This is a genomic window from Aquabacterium sp. T101 (genome assembly GCF_057219775.1).
The window spans coordinates 437,807-454,063 of the sequence record NZ_JBXVVZ010000001.1 but is presented as its reverse complement, the minus strand read 5'-3'; the positions used below and the strand labels follow the sequence as shown (position 1 = coordinate 454,063).

General features: G+C 70.1%; 17 protein-coding genes. All 17 read left to right on the top strand.

What is annotated here, in order from left to right; all coding sequences use genetic code 11:
* Nucleotides 1-38: 38 nt before the first annotated feature.
* The 17 genes from ndk (at nt 39) to AC2EAQ_RS02040 (ending at nt 16,240) form a co-directional block, all read left to right on the top strand.
* A complete protein-coding gene (gene ndk / locus AC2EAQ_RS02120; RefSeq protein WP_484640052.1) occupies nt 39-464 on the top strand; it encodes a nucleoside-diphosphate kinase in 426 nt (141 codons plus the stop codon).
* Nucleotides 465-471: 7 nt separating this feature from the next.
* On the top strand, nt 472-1,608 hold the full coding sequence (rlmN, locus tag AC2EAQ_RS02115) for a dual-specificity RNA methyltransferase RlmN (protein ID WP_484640051.1): 1,137 nt from the start codon (nt 472-474) through the stop codon (nt 1,606-1,608).
* 10 nt (nt 1,609-1,618) lie between these two features.
* A complete protein-coding gene (pilW, locus tag AC2EAQ_RS02110; protein WP_484640050.1) occupies nt 1,619-2,425 on the top strand; it encodes a type IV pilus biogenesis/stability protein PilW in 807 nt (268 codons plus the stop codon).
* Nucleotides 2,418-3,320 (top strand): helix-turn-helix domain-containing protein, encoded by a 903-nt coding sequence (locus tag AC2EAQ_RS02105; RefSeq protein WP_484640049.1) that lies wholly within the window; start codon nt 2,418-2,420, stop codon nt 3,318-3,320. Before pilW ends, AC2EAQ_RS02105 begins: the two co-directional genes overlap by 8 nt.
* A gap of 7 nt (nt 3,321-3,327) precedes the next feature.
* The gene (ispG, locus tag AC2EAQ_RS02100; RefSeq protein WP_484640048.1) at nt 3,328-4,596 is read left to right on the top strand and encodes a flavodoxin-dependent (E)-4-hydroxy-3-methylbut-2-enyl-diphosphate synthase; all 1,269 of its coding nucleotides are present in this window, start codon (nt 3,328-3,330) and stop codon (nt 4,594-4,596) included.
* A gap of 90 nt (nt 4,597-4,686) precedes the next feature.
* Nucleotides 4,687-5,952 (top strand): histidine--tRNA ligase, encoded by a 1,266-nt coding sequence (gene hisS, locus AC2EAQ_RS02095; RefSeq protein WP_484640047.1) that lies wholly within the window; start codon nt 4,687-4,689, stop codon nt 5,950-5,952.
* 27 nt (nt 5,953-5,979) lie between these two features.
* Complete coding sequence (locus AC2EAQ_RS02090; protein ID WP_484640046.1) at nt 5,980-6,663, top strand: YfgM family protein; 684 nt, start codon at nt 5,980-5,982, stop codon at nt 6,661-6,663.
* Complete coding sequence (locus AC2EAQ_RS02085; RefSeq protein ID WP_484640045.1) at nt 6,660-7,778, top strand: outer membrane protein assembly factor BamB; 1,119 nt, start codon at nt 6,660-6,662, stop codon at nt 7,776-7,778. The genes AC2EAQ_RS02090 and AC2EAQ_RS02085 overlap by 4 nt, the downstream gene beginning before the upstream one ends.
* A gap of 23 nt (nt 7,779-7,801) precedes the next feature.
* Complete coding sequence (gene der / locus AC2EAQ_RS02080) at nt 7,802-9,154, top strand: ribosome biogenesis GTPase Der (protein WP_484640044.1); 1,353 nt, start codon at nt 7,802-7,804, stop codon at nt 9,152-9,154.
* A gap of 74 nt (nt 9,155-9,228) precedes the next feature.
* Nucleotides 9,229-9,483, top strand: a complete 255-nt coding sequence (gene hfq, locus AC2EAQ_RS02075) for an RNA chaperone Hfq (RefSeq protein ID WP_484640043.1) — start codon at nt 9,229-9,231, stop codon at nt 9,481-9,483.
* A gap of 22 nt (nt 9,484-9,505) precedes the next feature.
* Entirely contained in the window at nt 9,506-10,720 is a 1,215-nt protein-coding gene (gene hflX, locus AC2EAQ_RS02070) for a GTPase HflX (protein WP_484640042.1), read from the top strand.
* 95 nt (nt 10,721-10,815) lie between these two features.
* Nucleotides 10,816-12,015 (top strand): FtsH protease activity modulator HflK, encoded by a 1,200-nt coding sequence (gene hflK / locus AC2EAQ_RS02065; protein WP_484641135.1) that lies wholly within the window; start codon nt 10,816-10,818, stop codon nt 12,013-12,015.
* 9 nt (nt 12,016-12,024) lie between these two features.
* The gene (gene hflC / locus AC2EAQ_RS02060) at nt 12,025-12,918 is read left to right on the top strand and encodes a protease modulator HflC (protein ID WP_484640041.1); all 894 of its coding nucleotides are present in this window, start codon (nt 12,025-12,027) and stop codon (nt 12,916-12,918) included.
* Nucleotides 12,915-13,097: a DUF2065 domain-containing protein gene (locus tag AC2EAQ_RS02055; RefSeq protein WP_484640040.1), complete on the top strand. Its 183-nt coding sequence runs from the start codon at nt 12,915-12,917 to the stop codon at nt 13,095-13,097. Before hflC ends, AC2EAQ_RS02055 begins: the two co-directional genes overlap by 4 nt.
* 62 nt (nt 13,098-13,159) lie before the next feature.
* Nucleotides 13,160-14,323 (top strand): ATP phosphoribosyltransferase regulatory subunit, encoded by a 1,164-nt coding sequence (locus AC2EAQ_RS02050; RefSeq protein WP_484640039.1) that lies wholly within the window; start codon nt 13,160-13,162, stop codon nt 14,321-14,323.
* 26 nt (nt 14,324-14,349) lie between these two features.
* Nucleotides 14,350-15,684 (top strand): adenylosuccinate synthase, encoded by a 1,335-nt coding sequence (locus AC2EAQ_RS02045; protein WP_484640038.1) that lies wholly within the window; start codon nt 14,350-14,352, stop codon nt 15,682-15,684.
* A gap of 34 nt (nt 15,685-15,718) precedes the next feature.
* Nucleotides 15,719-16,240, top strand: a complete 522-nt coding sequence (locus tag AC2EAQ_RS02040) for a phosphoribosyltransferase (RefSeq protein ID WP_484640037.1) — start codon at nt 15,719-15,721, stop codon at nt 16,238-16,240.
* Nucleotides 16,241-16,257 lie beyond the last annotated feature (17 nt).

Sequence of the window (16,257 nt, the reverse complement as noted above, 5' to 3'; positions counted from 1 at the left end):
CTTTGCCAAGTCATTGATTTACTGGAGACTTTTTCATCATGGCGATCGAACGCACGCTGTCCATCATCAAGCCTGACGCGGTGGCGAAGAACGTGATCGGGCAGATCTATGCCCGCTTCGAAGGCGCTGGCCTGAAGATCGTGGCCGCGCGCATGGCGCACCTGTCGCGCGGCGAGGCCGAGGCCTTCTACGCGGTGCACAAGGCCCGTCCGTTCTTCAACGACCTGGTCCAGTTCATGATCTCGGGCCCGGTGATGATCCAGGTGCTCGAAGGCGAGAACGCGATCGGCCGCAACCGCGAGCTGATGGGCGCGACCGACCCCAAGAAGGCCGAGAAGGGCACCATCCGCGCCGACTTCGCCGACAGCATCGACGCCAATGCGGTGCACGGCTCCGACGCCCCGGAGACCGCCGCTGCCGAAGTGGCGTTCTTCTTTCCGGGCATGGCGGTCTACAGCCGCTGATCCACTCATGGCCACCAACCTTCTCGATCTTGATCTCGAAGGGCTGGTGGCCTGGTGCGAGGGCCTGGGCGAGAAGCGCTTTCGTGCGGCCCAGCTGTTCCGCTGGATCCACCAGAAAGGTGCCAGCGACTTCTCGGTGATGAGCGACCTGGCCCGAGGGCTGCGCGACAAGCTGGCCACGTCGGCCGTGATCGCACCGCTGCCGGTCATCTCGGAGCACGCGTCGGCCGACGGCACCGTCAAGTGGCTGTTCGACGTCGGTGGCGGCAATGCCGTCGAGACGGTGTTCATCCCCGAGGCCGACCGTGGCACGCTGTGCATCTCGTCGCAGGCTGGCTGTGCAGTCGGTTGCCGTTTCTGTTCCACCGGTCACCAGGGCTTCTCGCGCAACCTGACCACGGGCGAGATCGTGGCCCAGCTGTGGCATGCGGAGCATCATCTGCGCCGCCGCCTGGGCCTTGCGGCAGGCGAGCGCGCCGTCACCAACGTGGTGATGATGGGCATGGGCGAGCCGCTGCAGAACTACTCGGCACTGGTGCCCGCGCTGCGGGTCATGCTCGACGATCACGGCTACGGGCTGTCCCGGCGCCGCGTGACGGTGAGCACGTCCGGCGTGGTGCCGATGATCGACCGCCTGCGCGAGGACTGCCCCGTGGCGCTCGCGGTGTCGTTGCATGCGCCGGACGACACTCTGCGCGACGAACTGGTGCCGCTGAACCGAAAGTACCCGCTGGCCGAGTTGCTGGCGGCGTGCCGGCGCTACCTGGATGCCGCGCCGCGCGACTTCATCACCTTCGAGTACTGCATGCTCGATGGCGTCAACGATTTGCCGGCACAGGCCGATGCGCTGGCGTCGCTGGTGCGCGAGGCCGGGGTGCCTTGCAAGTTCAACCTGATCCCGTTCAACCCGTTCCCCGAGTCGGGCCTGACGCGCTCCCCGCGCGAGCGGGTGCTGCAGTTCGCCACGCGGCTGCAGGACGCCGGTTACGTGACCACGGTGCGGCGCACCCGGGGTGACGACATCGACGCGGCCTGCGGGCAGCTCGCGGGCGAGGTGCAGGACCGCACCCGCGTTCAGGAGCGCCGGCGGCGCATTCCGCTGATGCCTGTCCAACCGGCCCTGGTGCCCCGACCCGATGCCTGACTTCAAGTCCATGCCGGTCCGCGCGAGCTCGACGCTGGCGATTGTTGCCACGGCCGCGGCACTGCTCGGGGCCTGCGCCCAGAACACGACGACGCAGACGGTCAATCCACAGGACTCGCGCTCGGCGCCCGAGTCGGCGGAGCCCGAGCGCCGTGCCGCTCTTCGCCTGGAGCTGGCCGCGCTGTACTTCAGCAACGGGCAGTTCGAGACCGCGCTGGAGGAGACCCGCCTGGCGCTTGCGGCCCGGCCCGATCTCGGCGGTGTCTTCAACCTGCGCGGCCTGATCTATGCCGCCATGGGCGACGACAAGCAGGCCGACGAGAATTTCGCGCGCGCGCTGACCCTGAACCCGCGCGATGTCGACGCGATGCACAACCGCGGCTGGTTCCTCTGCCAGCGCAACCGTTTCGACGAGGCCGACCGACTGTTCGAGCAGGCGCTGGCGCAGCCGCAGTACCGCGACGCGCCGCGCACGCTGATGGCCCAGGGCATCTGCCTGGCACGCGCCGGCAAGCTGCCGGACGCCGAGCGCAAGCTGCTGCGGGCCTACGAGATCGATGCCGGCAACCCGACGGCGGCATTGAACCTGTCGGAAGTCCTGTACCGGCGCGGCGAGTACGAGCGGGCGCGGTTCTACGTGCGCCGCGTCAATTCGCGCGAGGACCTGAGCAATGCGCAGACGCTGTGGCTGGCGCTGCGCATCGAGCACCGCATCGGCAATCGCAACGGCGTCGAGGAATACGGGCGCCAGCTGCGCAGCCGCTTCCCGCAGTCGCCCGAGGCGATGGCCTATGAGCGAGGGCGATTCGATGACTGACGCGGACCGGCCCGAGGGGGGCCAGGACAGTCGCGCGACCGGCCCCACGGCCGGGGCGCTGCTGCGTGCGGCGCGCGAACAGCGCGGCATCCACATCGCTGCGATGGCCGCCGCCATCAAGGTGCCGCAGCGCAAGCTGGAGGCGCTCGAGGCGGACCGCTACGACGAACTGCCCGACCTGACCTTCACCCGCGCGCTGGCGCAGTCGGTATGCCGGCACCTCAAGATCGACGTCCAGCCGGTGCTCGATCGCCTGCCCCAGTCCGGCGCGGCGAGCCCGCGCCTCGAGCAGGTCGGCGTCGGCCTGAATGCGCCGTTCCGCGAGCGTCCCGGCCGCGAGGAGCCGGCGGACTGGTCCTGGGTGCGCCGGCCGGTCGTTTGGGGCACGCTGTCGGTCCTGGTGGCGGCCGCGGCCCTGTGGTTCATGCCGGACTCCTGGCTCGGGCAGGTGTTGCGCACCAAGGTGCCGTCGACCCCGGCGTCGACGGCCACCAGCGTGACCGAACTGCCGGCCGTGCCGTCGTCGGCCCCCGCGCCGGTGGCTCCGGCGCCGGCGTCGGCTGCGGCCTCCACGTCGGCGCTGGCCCCCGTGTCGGGCTCGACGGCCGCATCCGCACCGGGGGCACCGGCCTCGGCGGCCCTGTCCTCGTCGACGGTCCCGACCCTGAGCGTGGCTGCGACCACGGCCGAAAGCTGGATCGAGGTCCAGGACGCACGGGGCGAGACGCTGCTGTCGCGCAGCCTCGCGCCCGGCGAGTCGGTGGCGGTCGATGGCGCCGCGCCGCTGCGGGTGACGGTCGGCAATGCCGCGTCGACCCGGCTCCAGTTCCGGGGCAAGCCGGTCGAACTGGCCGCCCACACGCGCGACAACGTGGCGCGCATGCAGCTCAACTGAGGTGTCGATGAGCGATTCGCTGCAGGACTTCGGCTCGATCGTCATGGCCTCGCCGGCACCGCGCCGGTCGCGGCAGGCGCGGGTCGCCTGGGGTTCGAACGTGGTGACGATCGGGGGCGATGCGCCGGTGCGCGTGCAGTCGATGACCAACACAGACACGGTCGACGCCATAGGCACCGCAATCCAGGTCAAGGAGCTGGCGCAGGCCGGCAGCGAGCTGGTCCGCATCACCGTCAACACGCCCGAGGCGGCGCAGGCGGTGCCCTACATCCGCGACCAGCTCGACCGCATGGGCATCGACGTGCCCCTGGTCGGCGACTTCCACTACAACGGGCACCGGCTGCTGACCGACTATCCGGACATGGCGCGTGCCCTGAGCAAGTACCGGATCAATCCGGGCAACGTCGGCAAGGGCGACAAGCGCGACCGCCAGTTCGCGATGATGGTCGAAGCCGCAGCGCGTTACGACAAGGTGGTGCGCATCGGCGTCAACTGGGGCAGCCTGGACCAGGACCTGCTCGCCGCGCTGATGGACGACAACGCCCGCCGCATGCCGCCCTGGGACGCCAAGCAGGTGATGGTGCAGGCCCTCGTGACGTCGGCGCTCGACTCGGCCACCTACGCCCGCGAGGTCGGCCTCGACCCGAACCAGATCATCATCAGCTGCAAGGTCAGCGGCGTGCAGGACCTGATCACGGTCTACCGCGCGCTGGCCGCGCGCTGCGACTATGCGCTGCACCTCGGCCTCACCGAGGCCGGCATGGGCACCAAGGGCACGGTGGCTTCCGCTGCCGCGCTGGCCGTGCTGCTACAGGAAGGCATCGGCGACACGATCCGCGTCAGCCTGACGCCCCAGCCGGGCGAAGCCCGTACCCAGGAGGTCGTCGTGGCGCTCGAGCTGCTGCAGGCCCTCGGCCTGCGCTCGTTCAACCCGAGCGTGACCGCCTGCCCCGGCTGCGGTCGCACCACCAGCACCACCTTCCAGGAGCTGGCCAAGCAGATCGACGACTTCCTGCGCGCGCAGATGCCCGTGTGGAAGGCACGCTACCCCGGCGTCGAGAACCTCAAGGTGGCCGTGATGGGCTGCATCGTCAACGGGCCGGGCGAGAGCAAGCATGCCGACATCGGCATCAGCCTGCCCGGCACCGGCGAGGCCCCCGCGGCACCGGTGTTCATCGACGGCGAGAAGGCGCTCACGCTGCGTGGCGAGGGCATCGCCACCGAGTTCCACCGCATCGTCGAGTCCTACATCGAGAAGCGCTTCGGCGCGCATTGAACGGAGCGCCGCGCTGGCCGCGGCGCGATTCCCATGGCTGAAGGCAACCGCGCCGCAAAGGCAAGCACCCCCCTGACCGCGGTCAAGGGCATGAACGATTTGCTGCCCGACGAGGCGGCACAGTGGGAGTGGGTCGAGTCCCGCCTGCGCGACCTGCTGTCGCGCTGGGGCTACCGCAACCTGCGCACGCCGATCGTCGAGCCCACGCCGCTGTTCGTGCGCGGCCTCGGCGAGGTGACCGACATCGTCGAGAAGGAGATGTTCTCCTGGACCGACGCGATGAACGGCGACGCGCTCACGCTGCGCCCCGAGGCCACGGCCGGCATCGTGCGCGCGATCAACGAGCACAACGCGCTGTACAACGGGCCGTTGCGCATCTGGCAGCTGGGCCCGATGTTCCGCCACGAGCGGCCGCAGAAGGGCCGGGCGCGCCAGTTCCACCAGCTCGATGTCGAGGCACTGGGCCATGCCGGCCCCGACGTGGACGCCGAGATCATCCTGATGCTGCGCGCGCTGTGGCAGGAGCTGGGCCTGGTCGAGGGCCGCGACATCGTGCTGGAGCTCAACAGCCTGGGTCAGCCCGGGGAGCGCAGGGCCCATCGCGATGCGCTGATCGCCCACTTCGAGCGCCATGCCGACGCGCTGGATGCCGACGCGAAGCGTCGCCTGCACAGCAACCCGCTGCGCATCCTGGACACCAAGAACCCAGCGATGGCGTCGGTGGTGGAGTCCGCGCCGACGCTGATGGACTTCCTCGGTGCCGACTCGCTGGCGCACTTCGGCGCCTTGCGCGCCGTGCTGGACGCCGCGGGCCTGGCCTACACCGTGAACCCGCGCCTGGTGCGCGGCATGGACTACTACAACCTCACCGTCTTCGAGTGGAAGAGCCCCCTGCTCGGGGCCCAGAGCACGGTGTGCGGCGGCGGCCGCTACGACCAGCTGATCGAAACCCTGGGCGGCAAGCCCGCGCCGGGCATCGGTTTCGGCCTCGGCATGGAGCGCCTGATGCTGATGCTGGAAGGCGCCGGCATCCGGGCGCCTTCCGGCGCGCCCGATGCCTACGCCCTGGTGCCCGATGCGGCCCTGCTGCCGCAGGTGATGCCGGTGCTCGTGGCCCTGCGCGCCGCGGGCGTGAAGGTGCAGATGCACGCCGCCACCCGGGACGGCCCGGGCAGCATGAAGTCACAGTTCCGCCGCGCCGACGCCAGCGGTGCCGCCTTCGCCCTGATCTTCGGCGCGGACGAATTGGCGGCGGGCCAGGTGGCCGTCAAGCCCCTGCGTGGCGGCGACGGCGCCCAGTTCACGCGACCGCTGGACCAGCCCGCCGCCTGGGCGGGCGAGCTTCGCACCCCATAATCCCCGCTTCGTTTTCGCGGACCGCACATGGCGACCCATCTCGACCTGCAGGAGCAGGAACAACTCGACCAGCTCAAGGCCTTCTGGAGCCGGTACGGCAACCTGATCACCTGGACCCTGACGCTGGCGCTGTCCGGTTTCGCCGCCTGGCAGGGCTGGAACTGGTGGCAGCGCGAGCAGGGCACCAAGGCCGGTGCGCTGTATGACGAACTCGACCGGGCCGCACGGGCCGGCGACGCCGACCGGACGTCGCGCGCCTTCAGCGATCTGAAGGAGCGTTTCCCGCGCACCCTGCAGGCGCAGCAGGCCGGCCTGCTGGCGGCCAAGGTCCAGCACGACAAGGGCCAGGCCGACGCGGCGCTGGCGACCTTGTCGTGGGTGGCGGACACCGCGTCCGAGGACGAATACCGTGTCGTGGCGCGGCTGCGCGCGGCCGGTGTGCTGCTCGACCGCAAGCAGTACGACGACGCCCTCAAGCAACTCGACGCCGCCCAGCAGGGCAAGGCGCGCGAGTTCGACGGCCTCATCGCCGACCGGCGCGGCGACGTGCTGGCCGCCCAGGGCAAGAAGACCGAGGCGCTGGCGGCGTACCAGACGGCCTACAAGGCGCTGGACGACAAGGTGGACTATCGCCGCCTGATCGACGCCAAGCTCACCGCCCTGGGCGCGGCCCCGGCGCCGGTGGCCGCAGCCTCGGGAGCGGGCAAATGATCCGCGCGCTGCGCGCCGTCGTCCTGCTGTCGGCTGCGGCACTGGCCGCCGGCTGCTCGAGCGACAAGCCCAAGCCCACGCCGCTGGAGGCGATCACCCCGCAGATCGCCGGGCAGCAGGTCTGGCGTGCCAGCCTCGACGGCGGTCTGCCATTCGTGCTGATGCCCACGGCACGGGCCGATGCCTTCGTCGTGGCCGGGGGCGACGGTACCGTCGCCGCCCTGTCGGTGCAGGACGGCCGGGAGCTCTGGCGCGGCGGTGCCGGGGCCCGGCTGACGGCCGGCGTGGGTTCCGACGGCCGGTTCGCGGCCGTGGTGAATCGCGACAACGAACTCGTCGTGCTGGACAACGGCGCGGTGAAGTGGCGCACCCGTCTCGGGTCGCTGGTCGCCACGGCGCCGCTGGTGGCGGGAGAGCGGGTCTTCGTGATGGGCGTCGACCGGGCCGTCCAGGCCTACGACGCCGTCGACGGGCGCTACCTGTGGGCCCTCAAGCGCGGCGGCGAGCCGCTGACCCTGTCGCAGCCGGGGGTCGTGGCGGCCTTCAAGGACACCTTGCTGGTGGGGCAGGGCCAGCGCCTGACCGGTGTCGACCCCCTCAAGGGCACGGTGCGCTGGGAGGTGGCGCTGGCCAATCCCCGCGGCACCAATGAAGTGGAGCGCGTGGCCGATCTGGTCGGCCCGCTGGTGCGCGCCGGCGACGTGGTGTGCGGCCGGGCCTTCCAGGCCGCCGTGGGCTGTGCCGACGCCCAGCGCGGCGCGTTGCTCTGGACCAAGGTCGCCGGTGGCTCGCAGGCGGTGGGGGGCGACGCCGATCTGGTGGCGGCCGCCGACGGCGTCGGCCGCATCACCGCGTGGCGCACCACCAGTGGCGACCTGGCCTGGACCGCCGAGCAGCTCACCCACCGCAGCCCGTCGGGCCTGCTCGTTATCGGGCGCACGGTCGTGGTGGGCGACTTCGAGGGCCAGGTGCACTTCCTGGATCGCGCCTCGGGCAAGACCCTGCTGCGCCTGCCCACCGATGGTTCGCAGGTGATCGGCACGCCCGTGGCCTCCGGCACCACCATCCTGGTGGCCACGGCCAAGGGCGGCCTGTTCGCCTTCCGGCCGCAGTAGATGGCCTGCGCCGGCGGCGGTTCATGAAGCCGGTCATCGCCCTGGTGGGGCGTCCGAACGTCGGCAAGTCGACCCTGTTCAACCGGCTCACGAAGAGCCGTGACGCGATCGTGGCCGACTTCGCCGGCCTCACCCGCGACCGCCACTACGGCGAGGGCCACCTGAGCGGGCGCGACTTCATCGTGATCGACACCGGCGGCTTCGAGCCCGACAAGCCGACCGGCGTGGTCGCCGAGATGGCCAAGCAGACTCGTCAGGCCGTGGCCGAGGCCGACGCGGTGGTGTTCGTGACGGACATCCGCGCCGGCGTCTCGGGCCAGGACCACGACATCGCGCGCTATCTGCGCTCGGCCAACAAGCGCGTGTTCCTGGCGGTCAACAAGGCCGAAGGCATGAGCGAGGCCCCCGCGCTGGCCGAGTTCCACGAGCTGGGCATCGGCGAGCCGCATCCGGTGTCGGCCGCGCACGGGCAGGGCATCCGCAGCCTGATGGACGCGGTGCTCGACGGGCTGGACATCCCCGAGCCCGGCGCGGACGAGGACGACGACCGCGCCGCCGACGGTTCGCGGCCGATCCGCCTGGCGGTGGCCGGGCGCCCCAACGTCGGCAAGAGCACCCTGATCAACACTTGGCTCGGCGAGGAGCGCCTGGTGGCGTTCGACCTGCCGGGCACCACGCGCGACGCGATCCACGTGCCGTTCGAGCGCCAGGGTCAGCGCTTCGACCTGATCGACACCGCAGGCCTGCGTCGCAAGGGCAAGGTGTTCGAGGCGATCGAGAAGTTCTCTGTCGTCAAGACGCTGCAGGCGATCTCGGACGCCAACGTCGTGGTTCTGCTGCTCGACGCCACCCAGGGTGTCGCGGACCAGGACGCCCACATCGCCGGCTACATCCTGGAGGCCGGGCGCGCCGTGGTCGTGGCGGTGAACAAGTGGGACGCCGTGGACAGCTACCAGCGCCAGATGCTGGAGCGCCAGATCGCCCAGCGCCTGGCGTTCCTGCGCTTCGCCGAGGTGGTGCCGATTTCGGCGCTCAAGCGCCAGGGCCTCGGCCCGCTGTGGAAGGCCATCGGCGCGGCCCACCAGTCGGCCAGCGCCAAGCTGCCCACGCCGCTGCTCACCCGTCTGGTGCACGACGCGGTCCAGCACCAGCAGCCCAAGCGGGCCGGCACCTTCCGCCCCAAGCTGCGCTATGCCCACCAGGGCGGGCAGAACCCGCCGGTGGTGGTGGTGCACGGCAACTCGCTGGAACACGTGACCGACAGCTACAAGCGCTACCTGGAAGGCCGCATCCGGGACCACTTCAAGCTGGTGGGAACGCCGCTGCGGGTGGAGATGAAGACGTCGCGGAACCCTTTCGACGACAAGGGCTCCTAGTGTTGGACAGCGCGGTGGGCGCGCTGTGATAACGTGACATCCGTCCACGCAAAAACCAACACGGAGTGAATATCGTGAGCAACAAAGGGCAGCTTCTACAAGACCCGTTCCTCAACCTGCTGCGCAAGGAACACGTCCCCGTCTCCATCTACCTCGTCAACGGCATCAAGCTGCAGGGTCAGATCGAGTCGTTCGACCAGTACGTCGTCCTGCTGCGCAACACGGTCACCCAGATGGTCTACAAGCATGCGATCTCCACGGTCGTGCCGGGCCGTGCGGTGAACTTCCACGCCGGCGAGCCGAGCGAGCCCGCGGCCGGCAACGGCTGAAGCAGGGCGCCGCGCTCCTTCCTTGGGTTCTCCTTCCTCCCATCACGCGTTCGACGCGACGAGCGCCGGCCCGACCCGGGCCGTGCTCGTGGGCGTCGATTTCGGCCCCGGCTCGTCCTTCGATCCGACGCTCGACGAACTGGCGCTGCTGGCGCAGTCGGCTGGCGACGACCCGGTGGTGCGCATCACGGCGCGCCGCAAGGCGCCCGACGCGGCGCTGTTCGTGGGCAGCGGCAAGGCCGACGAGATCAAGGCGGCGGTCGAGACGCACCAGGCCCATGGGGTGATCTTCGACCAGTCGCTGTCGCCGGTGCAGCAGCGCAACCTGGAGCGCCACCTGGGCGTGCCGGTGGCCGATCGCACCTCGCTGATCCTCGACATCTTCGCCGCCCGGGCCCAGAGCCACGAGGGCAAGCTGCAGGTGGAACTGGCGCGGCTGCAGTACCAGGCCACGCGGCTGGTGCGCCGCTGGACCCACCTGGAGCGCCAGACCGGCGGCATCGGCCTGCGCGGCGGCCCGGGCGAGACCCAGATCGAGCTCGACCGGCGCATGATCGGCGAGCGCATCAAGTCGGTGAAGTCGCGGCTGGAGAAGGTGAAGAAGCAGCACCAGACCCAGCGCCGGTCGCGCGACAAGCGCGGCGCGTTCACCGTGTCGCTGGTGGGCTACACCAACGCGGGCAAGTCCACGCTGTTCAATGCCCTGACCAAGTCGAAGGCCTTTGCCGCCGACCAGCTCTTCGCCACGCTGGACACCACCACGCGCCAGCTGTGGCTGGCCGAGGCGGGCCGCTCGGTCGTGCTGTCGGACACCGTCGGCTTCATCCGCGACCTGCCGCACAAGCTGGTGGAAGCGTTCCGCGCCACGCTGCAGGAAGCCGCTGACGCCGACCTGTTGCTGCACGTGGTCGACGCCGCCAGCCCGCAGGCCGCCGAGCAGATGGCCGAGGTGGAGCGGGTGCTGCAGGAGATCGATGCCGACCGCATTCCGCAGATCCTGGTCTTCAACAAGCTCGACCTGCTGGAGCCCTCGGCACGTCCCCGCACGGAAGTCGACGCCGTCGAACGTGCGCCCGGCGTGGTCACGCCACGCGTTTTCGTCAGCGCCCGCGATGGCTTCGGCCTCGACGCACTCAGGCGCCTGATCGCCGGCCAGGTGGCCGGCACCTTGAATGCCGCCGCATTGCCTACACTTGCGACCCAGCCCCTTACCGAACCCTTGCTCGGAACTGCATGAGCCTGCGCATCGACTCCGACGCTCCCGCGTCTTTCGGCCATCGCCTGGCCGACGTGGCCCGCGCCGCGCGCGCCCTGACCGGGCGGGCGTTGCCCATGTTCAGCAATCGGGGGGACGGTCCGCCGGACCTCGACGAACTGTGGCGTGACTTCAACCGCAAGCTGGGCGGCCTGTTCGGTGGCAAGCCCGGGGGTTCCGGTCCCCGGCCGCCGCGCGACGGTGGCGGCCCGGGCGGTGGCAACTTCCAGCCCGACATGAAGAGTGCGGGCCTGGGGGCGCTGCTTATCGGCGGCATCGCGCTCCTGGTGTGGGCGGCCAGCGGCATCTTCATCGTGCAGGAAGGGCAGCAGGCGGTGGTGACCACCTTCGGCCGCTACTCCAAGACCGTGGACGCCGGCATCCAGATGCGCCTGCCGTACCCGTTCCAGGCCCACGAGACGGTGTCGGTGAGCCAGTTGCAGTCGGTGGAAGTCGGCCGCAACACGGTGCTGCAGGCCACCGGCCTGCGCGACTCGTCGATGCTCACCCAGGACGAGAACATCGTCGACATCCGTTTCACGGTGCAGTACCGCCGCGCCAATGCGCGGGCGTTCCTGTTCGAGAACTTCCGCCCCGACGAGGCCGTGCAGCAGGCGGCCGAGACCGCGGTGCGCGAGGTGGTGGGCCGCAGCAAGGTCGACGCGGTGCTGTACGAGCAGCGCGCCGCGCTGGCCGCGGACCTGGTCAAGTCGATCCAGGGCCAGCTCGACCGCATCAATGCCGGCATCCTGATCGACAACGTCAACGTGCAGAACGTGCAGGTGCCCGAGCAGGTGCAGGCAGCCTTCAACGACGCCGTGAAGGCGGGTGCGGACCGCGATCGCTTCAAGAACGAAGGTCAGGCCTACGCCGCGGACGTGATCCCCAAGGCCCAGGGCACGGCCGCACGCCTGAAGCAGGAGGCCGAGGCCCACCGTGCCACCGTGGTGTCGCAGGCCGAGGGTGATGCGCAGCGCTTCCGCTCCGTGCTGACCGAGTACCAGAAGGCCCCCACCGTGACGCGCGACCGGCTCTATCTGGAGACGATGCAGTCCGTGTACAGCAACGTCACCAAGGTGCTGGTCGACAGCCGCGCCGGTTCGAACCTGCTGTATCTGCCGCTGGATCGCCTGCTTCAGCAGAGCGGCCCGATGGCTGCGCCTGCCCCGGCCACTTCGGTGGCCACCCCGCCGTCGACACCGGCCCCGGCGGAGCCGGCTGCGGCCGACCCCCGCGCGCGCGAAGGCGTGCGCTCCCGTGACCGCGACAACCGCTGAGGCGCCGCCATGAATCGCATCGGACTCATCGCCGTCAGTGCGCTGCTCGCACTGATGATCGCGGCATCCACCCTGTTCATTGTCGACCAGCGCCAGGTGGCGGTGGTCTATTCGCTGGGCGAGATCAAGGAAGTGATCACCGAGCCGGGGCTGAAGTTCAAGCTTCCGCCGCCGCTGCAGAACGTGGTGTTCCTCGACAAGCGCATCCAGACGCTCGACAGCCCGGAGACCCGGCCGATCTTCACCGCCGAGAAGAAGAGCCTGGTGATCGACTGGCTGGTGAAGTGGCGGATAGCGGAGTCGCGCCAGTTCATCCGCAACAACGGTGTCGACTTCCGCAACCTCGAGCTGCGCCTGTCGCCCGTGGTGCAGGCTGCCTTCAACGAGGCCGTCACCAAGCGCACGGTCAGCGGCGTGCTGGCCACCGACCGCGAGCGCGTCATGCAGGACGTGCGCGAGCGTCTGGCCGACGACGCCAAGTCCTTCGGCATCGAGATCGTCGACGTGCGCATCAAGCGCGTCGACTTCGTCGCCGACATCACCGACGCCGTCTACCGCCGCATGCAGTCTGAGCGGCAGCAGGTCGCCAACGAGCTTCGCTCCACCGGCAGCGCCGAGGCCGAGAAGATCCGCGCCGACGCCGATCGCCAGCGCCAGGTGATCATCGCCGAGGCCTATCGTGACGCGCAGAAGATCAAGGGCGAGGGCGATGCCAAGGCGTCGGCGCTGTATGCCGACGCGTTCGGCCGCGATCCCCAGTTCGCCCAGTTCTATCGCAGCCTCGAGGCGTATCGCGCCAGCTTCCGCAACAAGAGCGACGTGATGGTGCTCGACCCGAGCAGCGACTTCTTCCGGGCGATGCGCGGGGGACCCGGGGCCGCCCCGGCGCCAGCACGCAAGTGACCGGCGAGGCGCTGGTGGTGGGGCTGGCGGTGTTCCTCATCGCCGAAGGCCTGATGCCGCTGCTGGCGCCGCGTGCGTGGCGCGAGATGTTCCTGCGCGTCGCGCAGTTCCGCGACGGCCAGTTGCGCTTCTTCGGGATGGCGAGCGTGCTGCTCGGCGTGATCCTGCTCTGGGTCTGACCGGGACGGCGGGATGCCGCCGGTACAATGCCCTTTTCAACACCGGTGCGTTTTCGTAGCCCATGTCGCGTGCCTGGCTGCTGCCCGAGCAGATTGCCGATGTGCTGCCGAGCCAGGCGCGGCGCGTCGAGGAATTGCGGCGCTCCCTGATCGACCGGGCGCAGGCCTACGGCTACGAGCTGGTGATGCCGCCGCTGGTGGAACACCTCGAGTCGCTGCTGTCGGGCACCGGGCAGGAACTCGACCTCAAGACCTTCAAGCTGGTCGACCAGCTGTCGGGGCGCACGATCGGCCTGCGGGCGGACACGACCCCTCAGGTGGCCCGGATCGACGCGCACCTACTGAACCGGGAAGGGGTGGCCCGCCTGGTGTACTGCGGCCCGGTGCTGCATGCCCGCGCCGACAGCGCGCTGGCGTCGCGCGAGCTGCTCCAGTTCGGTGCCGAGGTCTACGGCCACGGGGGCCTGGAGGCCGATCTCGAAGTCATCGACCTGGCCCTGGATGCGCTGGGCTGTGCGGGCGTGCGCGACGTGCTGCTGGACCTGGGCGACGCACGCATCCTGCGCTCGCTGCTGGGCGGCGTGCCACTGGACTCGGCGCGCCTGACCGACATGGCCGAGGCCCTGGCTCACAAGGACGCGTCGCTGCTGGCGTCGCTGGCATCGACGCTGGCCCCCGAGGTGCAGGGCGGCCTCGCGTCGCTGCTGCGCCTCAACGGTGGCCTGGACGTGCTGGCGGCAGCGCGCACCGCGCTGCCGGCGCGAGCGGCGCTGGGACGGGCCCTGGAGGACCTGGCCTGGCTGGCCGACCACGTGCAGCGGGCGCATCCCACGGTGCGCATCGGCATCGACCTGGCCGACATGTCCGGCTACGCCTACTACAGCGGGCCGCGCTTCGCGCTCTACGCCGATGGCGTCAATGCGGCGCTGGCGCGCGGCGGGCGCTACGACGAGGTGGGCGCGGTTTTCGGCCGCAACCGGCCGGCGGTCGGCTTCAGCCTGGACGTCAAGGAGCTGGCCATGGCCACGGCGGCCGGCCCGCTGCGTGCCGCGGTGCGCGCCCCCTGGGGCGAGTCTCCGGCGCTGCGGGACGCGGTGCGCCAGTTGCGCGAGCAGGGCCACACGGTGGTGTGCACGCTGCCCGGACACGAACATGAAGCCCAGGAATACGACTGCGACCGGGAACTGGTCGACGTCGCCGGGCAATGGGTGCTGCGCGCCCTCTGACAGACAGCAACGGAGACCTTCATCAAATGGAATCATCCACCGTGCGCGGCCGCAATGTCGTGGTCGTCGGCACGCAATGGGGCGACGAAGGCAAGGGCAAGGTCGTCGACTGGCTGACCGATCATGCCCAGGGCGTGGTCCGCTTCCAGGGCGGCCACAACGCCGGCCACACCCTCGTGATCAAGGGCGTGAAGACCGCCCTGCAGCTCATCCCCAGCGGGGTCATGCGCGAAGGCGTGGCCTGCTACGTGGGCAACGGTGTCGTGGTCGACCCGGCGCACCTGCTGTCCGAGATCGAACGCCTGGAGAAGATCGGCGTCGAGGTGCGTTCGCGCCTGTTCGTCAGCGAGTCGTGTCCGCTGATCCTGCCTTTCCATGTCGAGGTGGACCGGGCCCGCGAGGCCCTGCGCGAGACCAGCGGCGCAGGCAAGATCGGCACCACGGGCAAGGGCATCGGGCCGGCGTACGAGGACAAGGTGGCGCGTCGCGCCCTGCGGGTGCAGGACCTGAAGCACCCCGACCGCTTCAAGCAGAAGCTCACGACCCTGCTGGAGCTGCACAACGAGGCTCTCGCGGGGCACCTGCGCTCCAGCGCCATCCAGGTGTCGGCGGTGCTCGACCGCGCACTCGAACTGGGCGACAAGCTCCAGCCGATGTTCGCCGACGTGGGCTATCGCCTGCACCAGCAGCACCTGGCCGGCGCCAATCTGCTGTTCGAGGGCGCGCAGGGCACGCTGCTCGACATCGACCACGGCACCTATCCGTACGTGACGTCGAGCAACTGCGTGGCCGGCAACGCCGCCGCGGGTGCGGGCATCGGGCCGCAGATGCTCCACTACATCCTCGGCATCACGAAGGCCTACACCACGCGCGTCGGCAGCGGGCCGTTCCCGACCGAGCTCGACATCGATCAGCCGGGTGGCGTCGGACACCACTTCTCGACCGTCGGGCAGGAGCGAGGCACCGTCACCGGCCGCGCGCGCCGCTGCGGCTGGCTCGACGCCGCCGCACTGAAGCGCTCGATGATCATCAACGGCGTGTCGGGCATGTGCATCACCAAGCTCGACGTGCTGGACGGCCTGCCGGAGATCCGCATCTGCGTGGGCTACCGCCTCGGTGGCCGGCCGATCGACATCCTGCCGCTCGATGCCGACGACGTGGCGGCCTGCGAGCCCGTGTACGAGACCCTGCCGGGATGGTCCGACACCACCGCCGGCCTCACCAACTGGGAACAGCTGCCGGCCAACGCCCGGCGCTACCTGGAACGCATCGAGGCGCTGACGGGCACGCCGATCGACATGGTGTCCACCGGCCCAGACCGCGTCCACACGATCCTGCTGCGCCATCCGTTCCGCCGCTGATGGCCCGCCTGCGACCACGAGGAGAACCAACGACATGCTGACCGACGACGGCAAACACCTCTATGTCTCCTGGGACGAGTACCACATGCTGACCGAGCGGCTGGCGCTCAAGGTGCATGCGTCCGGCTGGGAGTTCGACCAGATCCTCTGCCTGGCCCGCGGGGGCATGCGGCCCGGCGACGTGCTGTCCCGGGTGTTCGACAAGCCGCTGGCGATCATGAGCACCAGCAGCTACCGCGCCGAGGCGGGCACCATCCAGGGCCGCCTCGACATGGCCAAGTACATCACGCTGCCCAAGGGCGAGCTGGCAGGCCGGGTGCTGCTGGTCGACGACCTGGCGGACTCGGGCGTCACGCTGCGGGCGGTGGTCGACCGGCTGCGCGGCATGCCGTCGATCAGCGAGCTGCGCTCCGCGGTGCTGTGGGTCAAGGGGGTGTCGAGCTACACCCCCGACTACTTCGTCGAGTCGCTGCCTACCAGCCCCTGGATCCACCAGCCGTTCGAAGAGTACGACGGGCTGCGGCCGGAAGGCCTGGCCAAGAAGTTCGCCGTCTGAGGCCCGAAATGACGCGG

Excerpts from the sequence above, each read along its gene's own strand:
- ndk (WP_484640052.1), top strand. The coding sequence starts at position 39 with ATGGCGATCGAACGCACGCTGTCCATCATCAAGCCTGACGCGGTGGCG.
- rlmN (WP_484640051.1), top strand. The coding sequence starts at position 472 with ATGGCCACCAACCTTCTCGATCTTGATCTCGAAGGGCTGGTGGCCTGG.
- pilW (WP_484640050.1), top strand. The coding sequence starts at position 1,619 with ATGCCGGTCCGCGCGAGCTCGACGCTGGCGATTGTTGCCACGGCCGCG.
- AC2EAQ_RS02105 (WP_484640049.1), top strand. The coding sequence starts at position 2,418 with ATGACTGACGCGGACCGGCCCGAGGGGGGCCAGGACAGTCGCGCGACC.
- ispG (WP_484640048.1), top strand. The coding sequence starts at position 3,328 with ATGAGCGATTCGCTGCAGGACTTCGGCTCGATCGTCATGGCCTCGCCG.
- hisS (WP_484640047.1), top strand. The coding sequence starts at position 4,687 with ATGAACGATTTGCTGCCCGACGAGGCGGCACAGTGGGAGTGGGTCGAG.
- AC2EAQ_RS02090 (WP_484640046.1), top strand. The coding sequence starts at position 5,980 with ATGGCGACCCATCTCGACCTGCAGGAGCAGGAACAACTCGACCAGCTC.
- AC2EAQ_RS02085 (WP_484640045.1), top strand. The coding sequence starts at position 6,660 with ATGATCCGCGCGCTGCGCGCCGTCGTCCTGCTGTCGGCTGCGGCACTG.
- der (WP_484640044.1), top strand. The coding sequence starts at position 7,802 with ATGAAGCCGGTCATCGCCCTGGTGGGGCGTCCGAACGTCGGCAAGTCG.
- hflK (WP_484641135.1), top strand. The coding sequence starts at position 10,816 with ATGTTCAGCAATCGGGGGGACGGTCCGCCGGACCTCGACGAACTGTGG.
- hflC (WP_484640041.1), top strand. The coding sequence starts at position 12,025 with ATGAATCGCATCGGACTCATCGCCGTCAGTGCGCTGCTCGCACTGATG.
- AC2EAQ_RS02050 (WP_484640039.1), top strand. The coding sequence starts at position 13,160 with ATGTCGCGTGCCTGGCTGCTGCCCGAGCAGATTGCCGATGTGCTGCCG.
- AC2EAQ_RS02045 (WP_484640038.1), top strand. The coding sequence starts at position 14,350 with ATGGAATCATCCACCGTGCGCGGCCGCAATGTCGTGGTCGTCGGCACG.
- AC2EAQ_RS02040 (WP_484640037.1), top strand. The coding sequence starts at position 15,719 with ATGCTGACCGACGACGGCAAACACCTCTATGTCTCCTGGGACGAGTAC.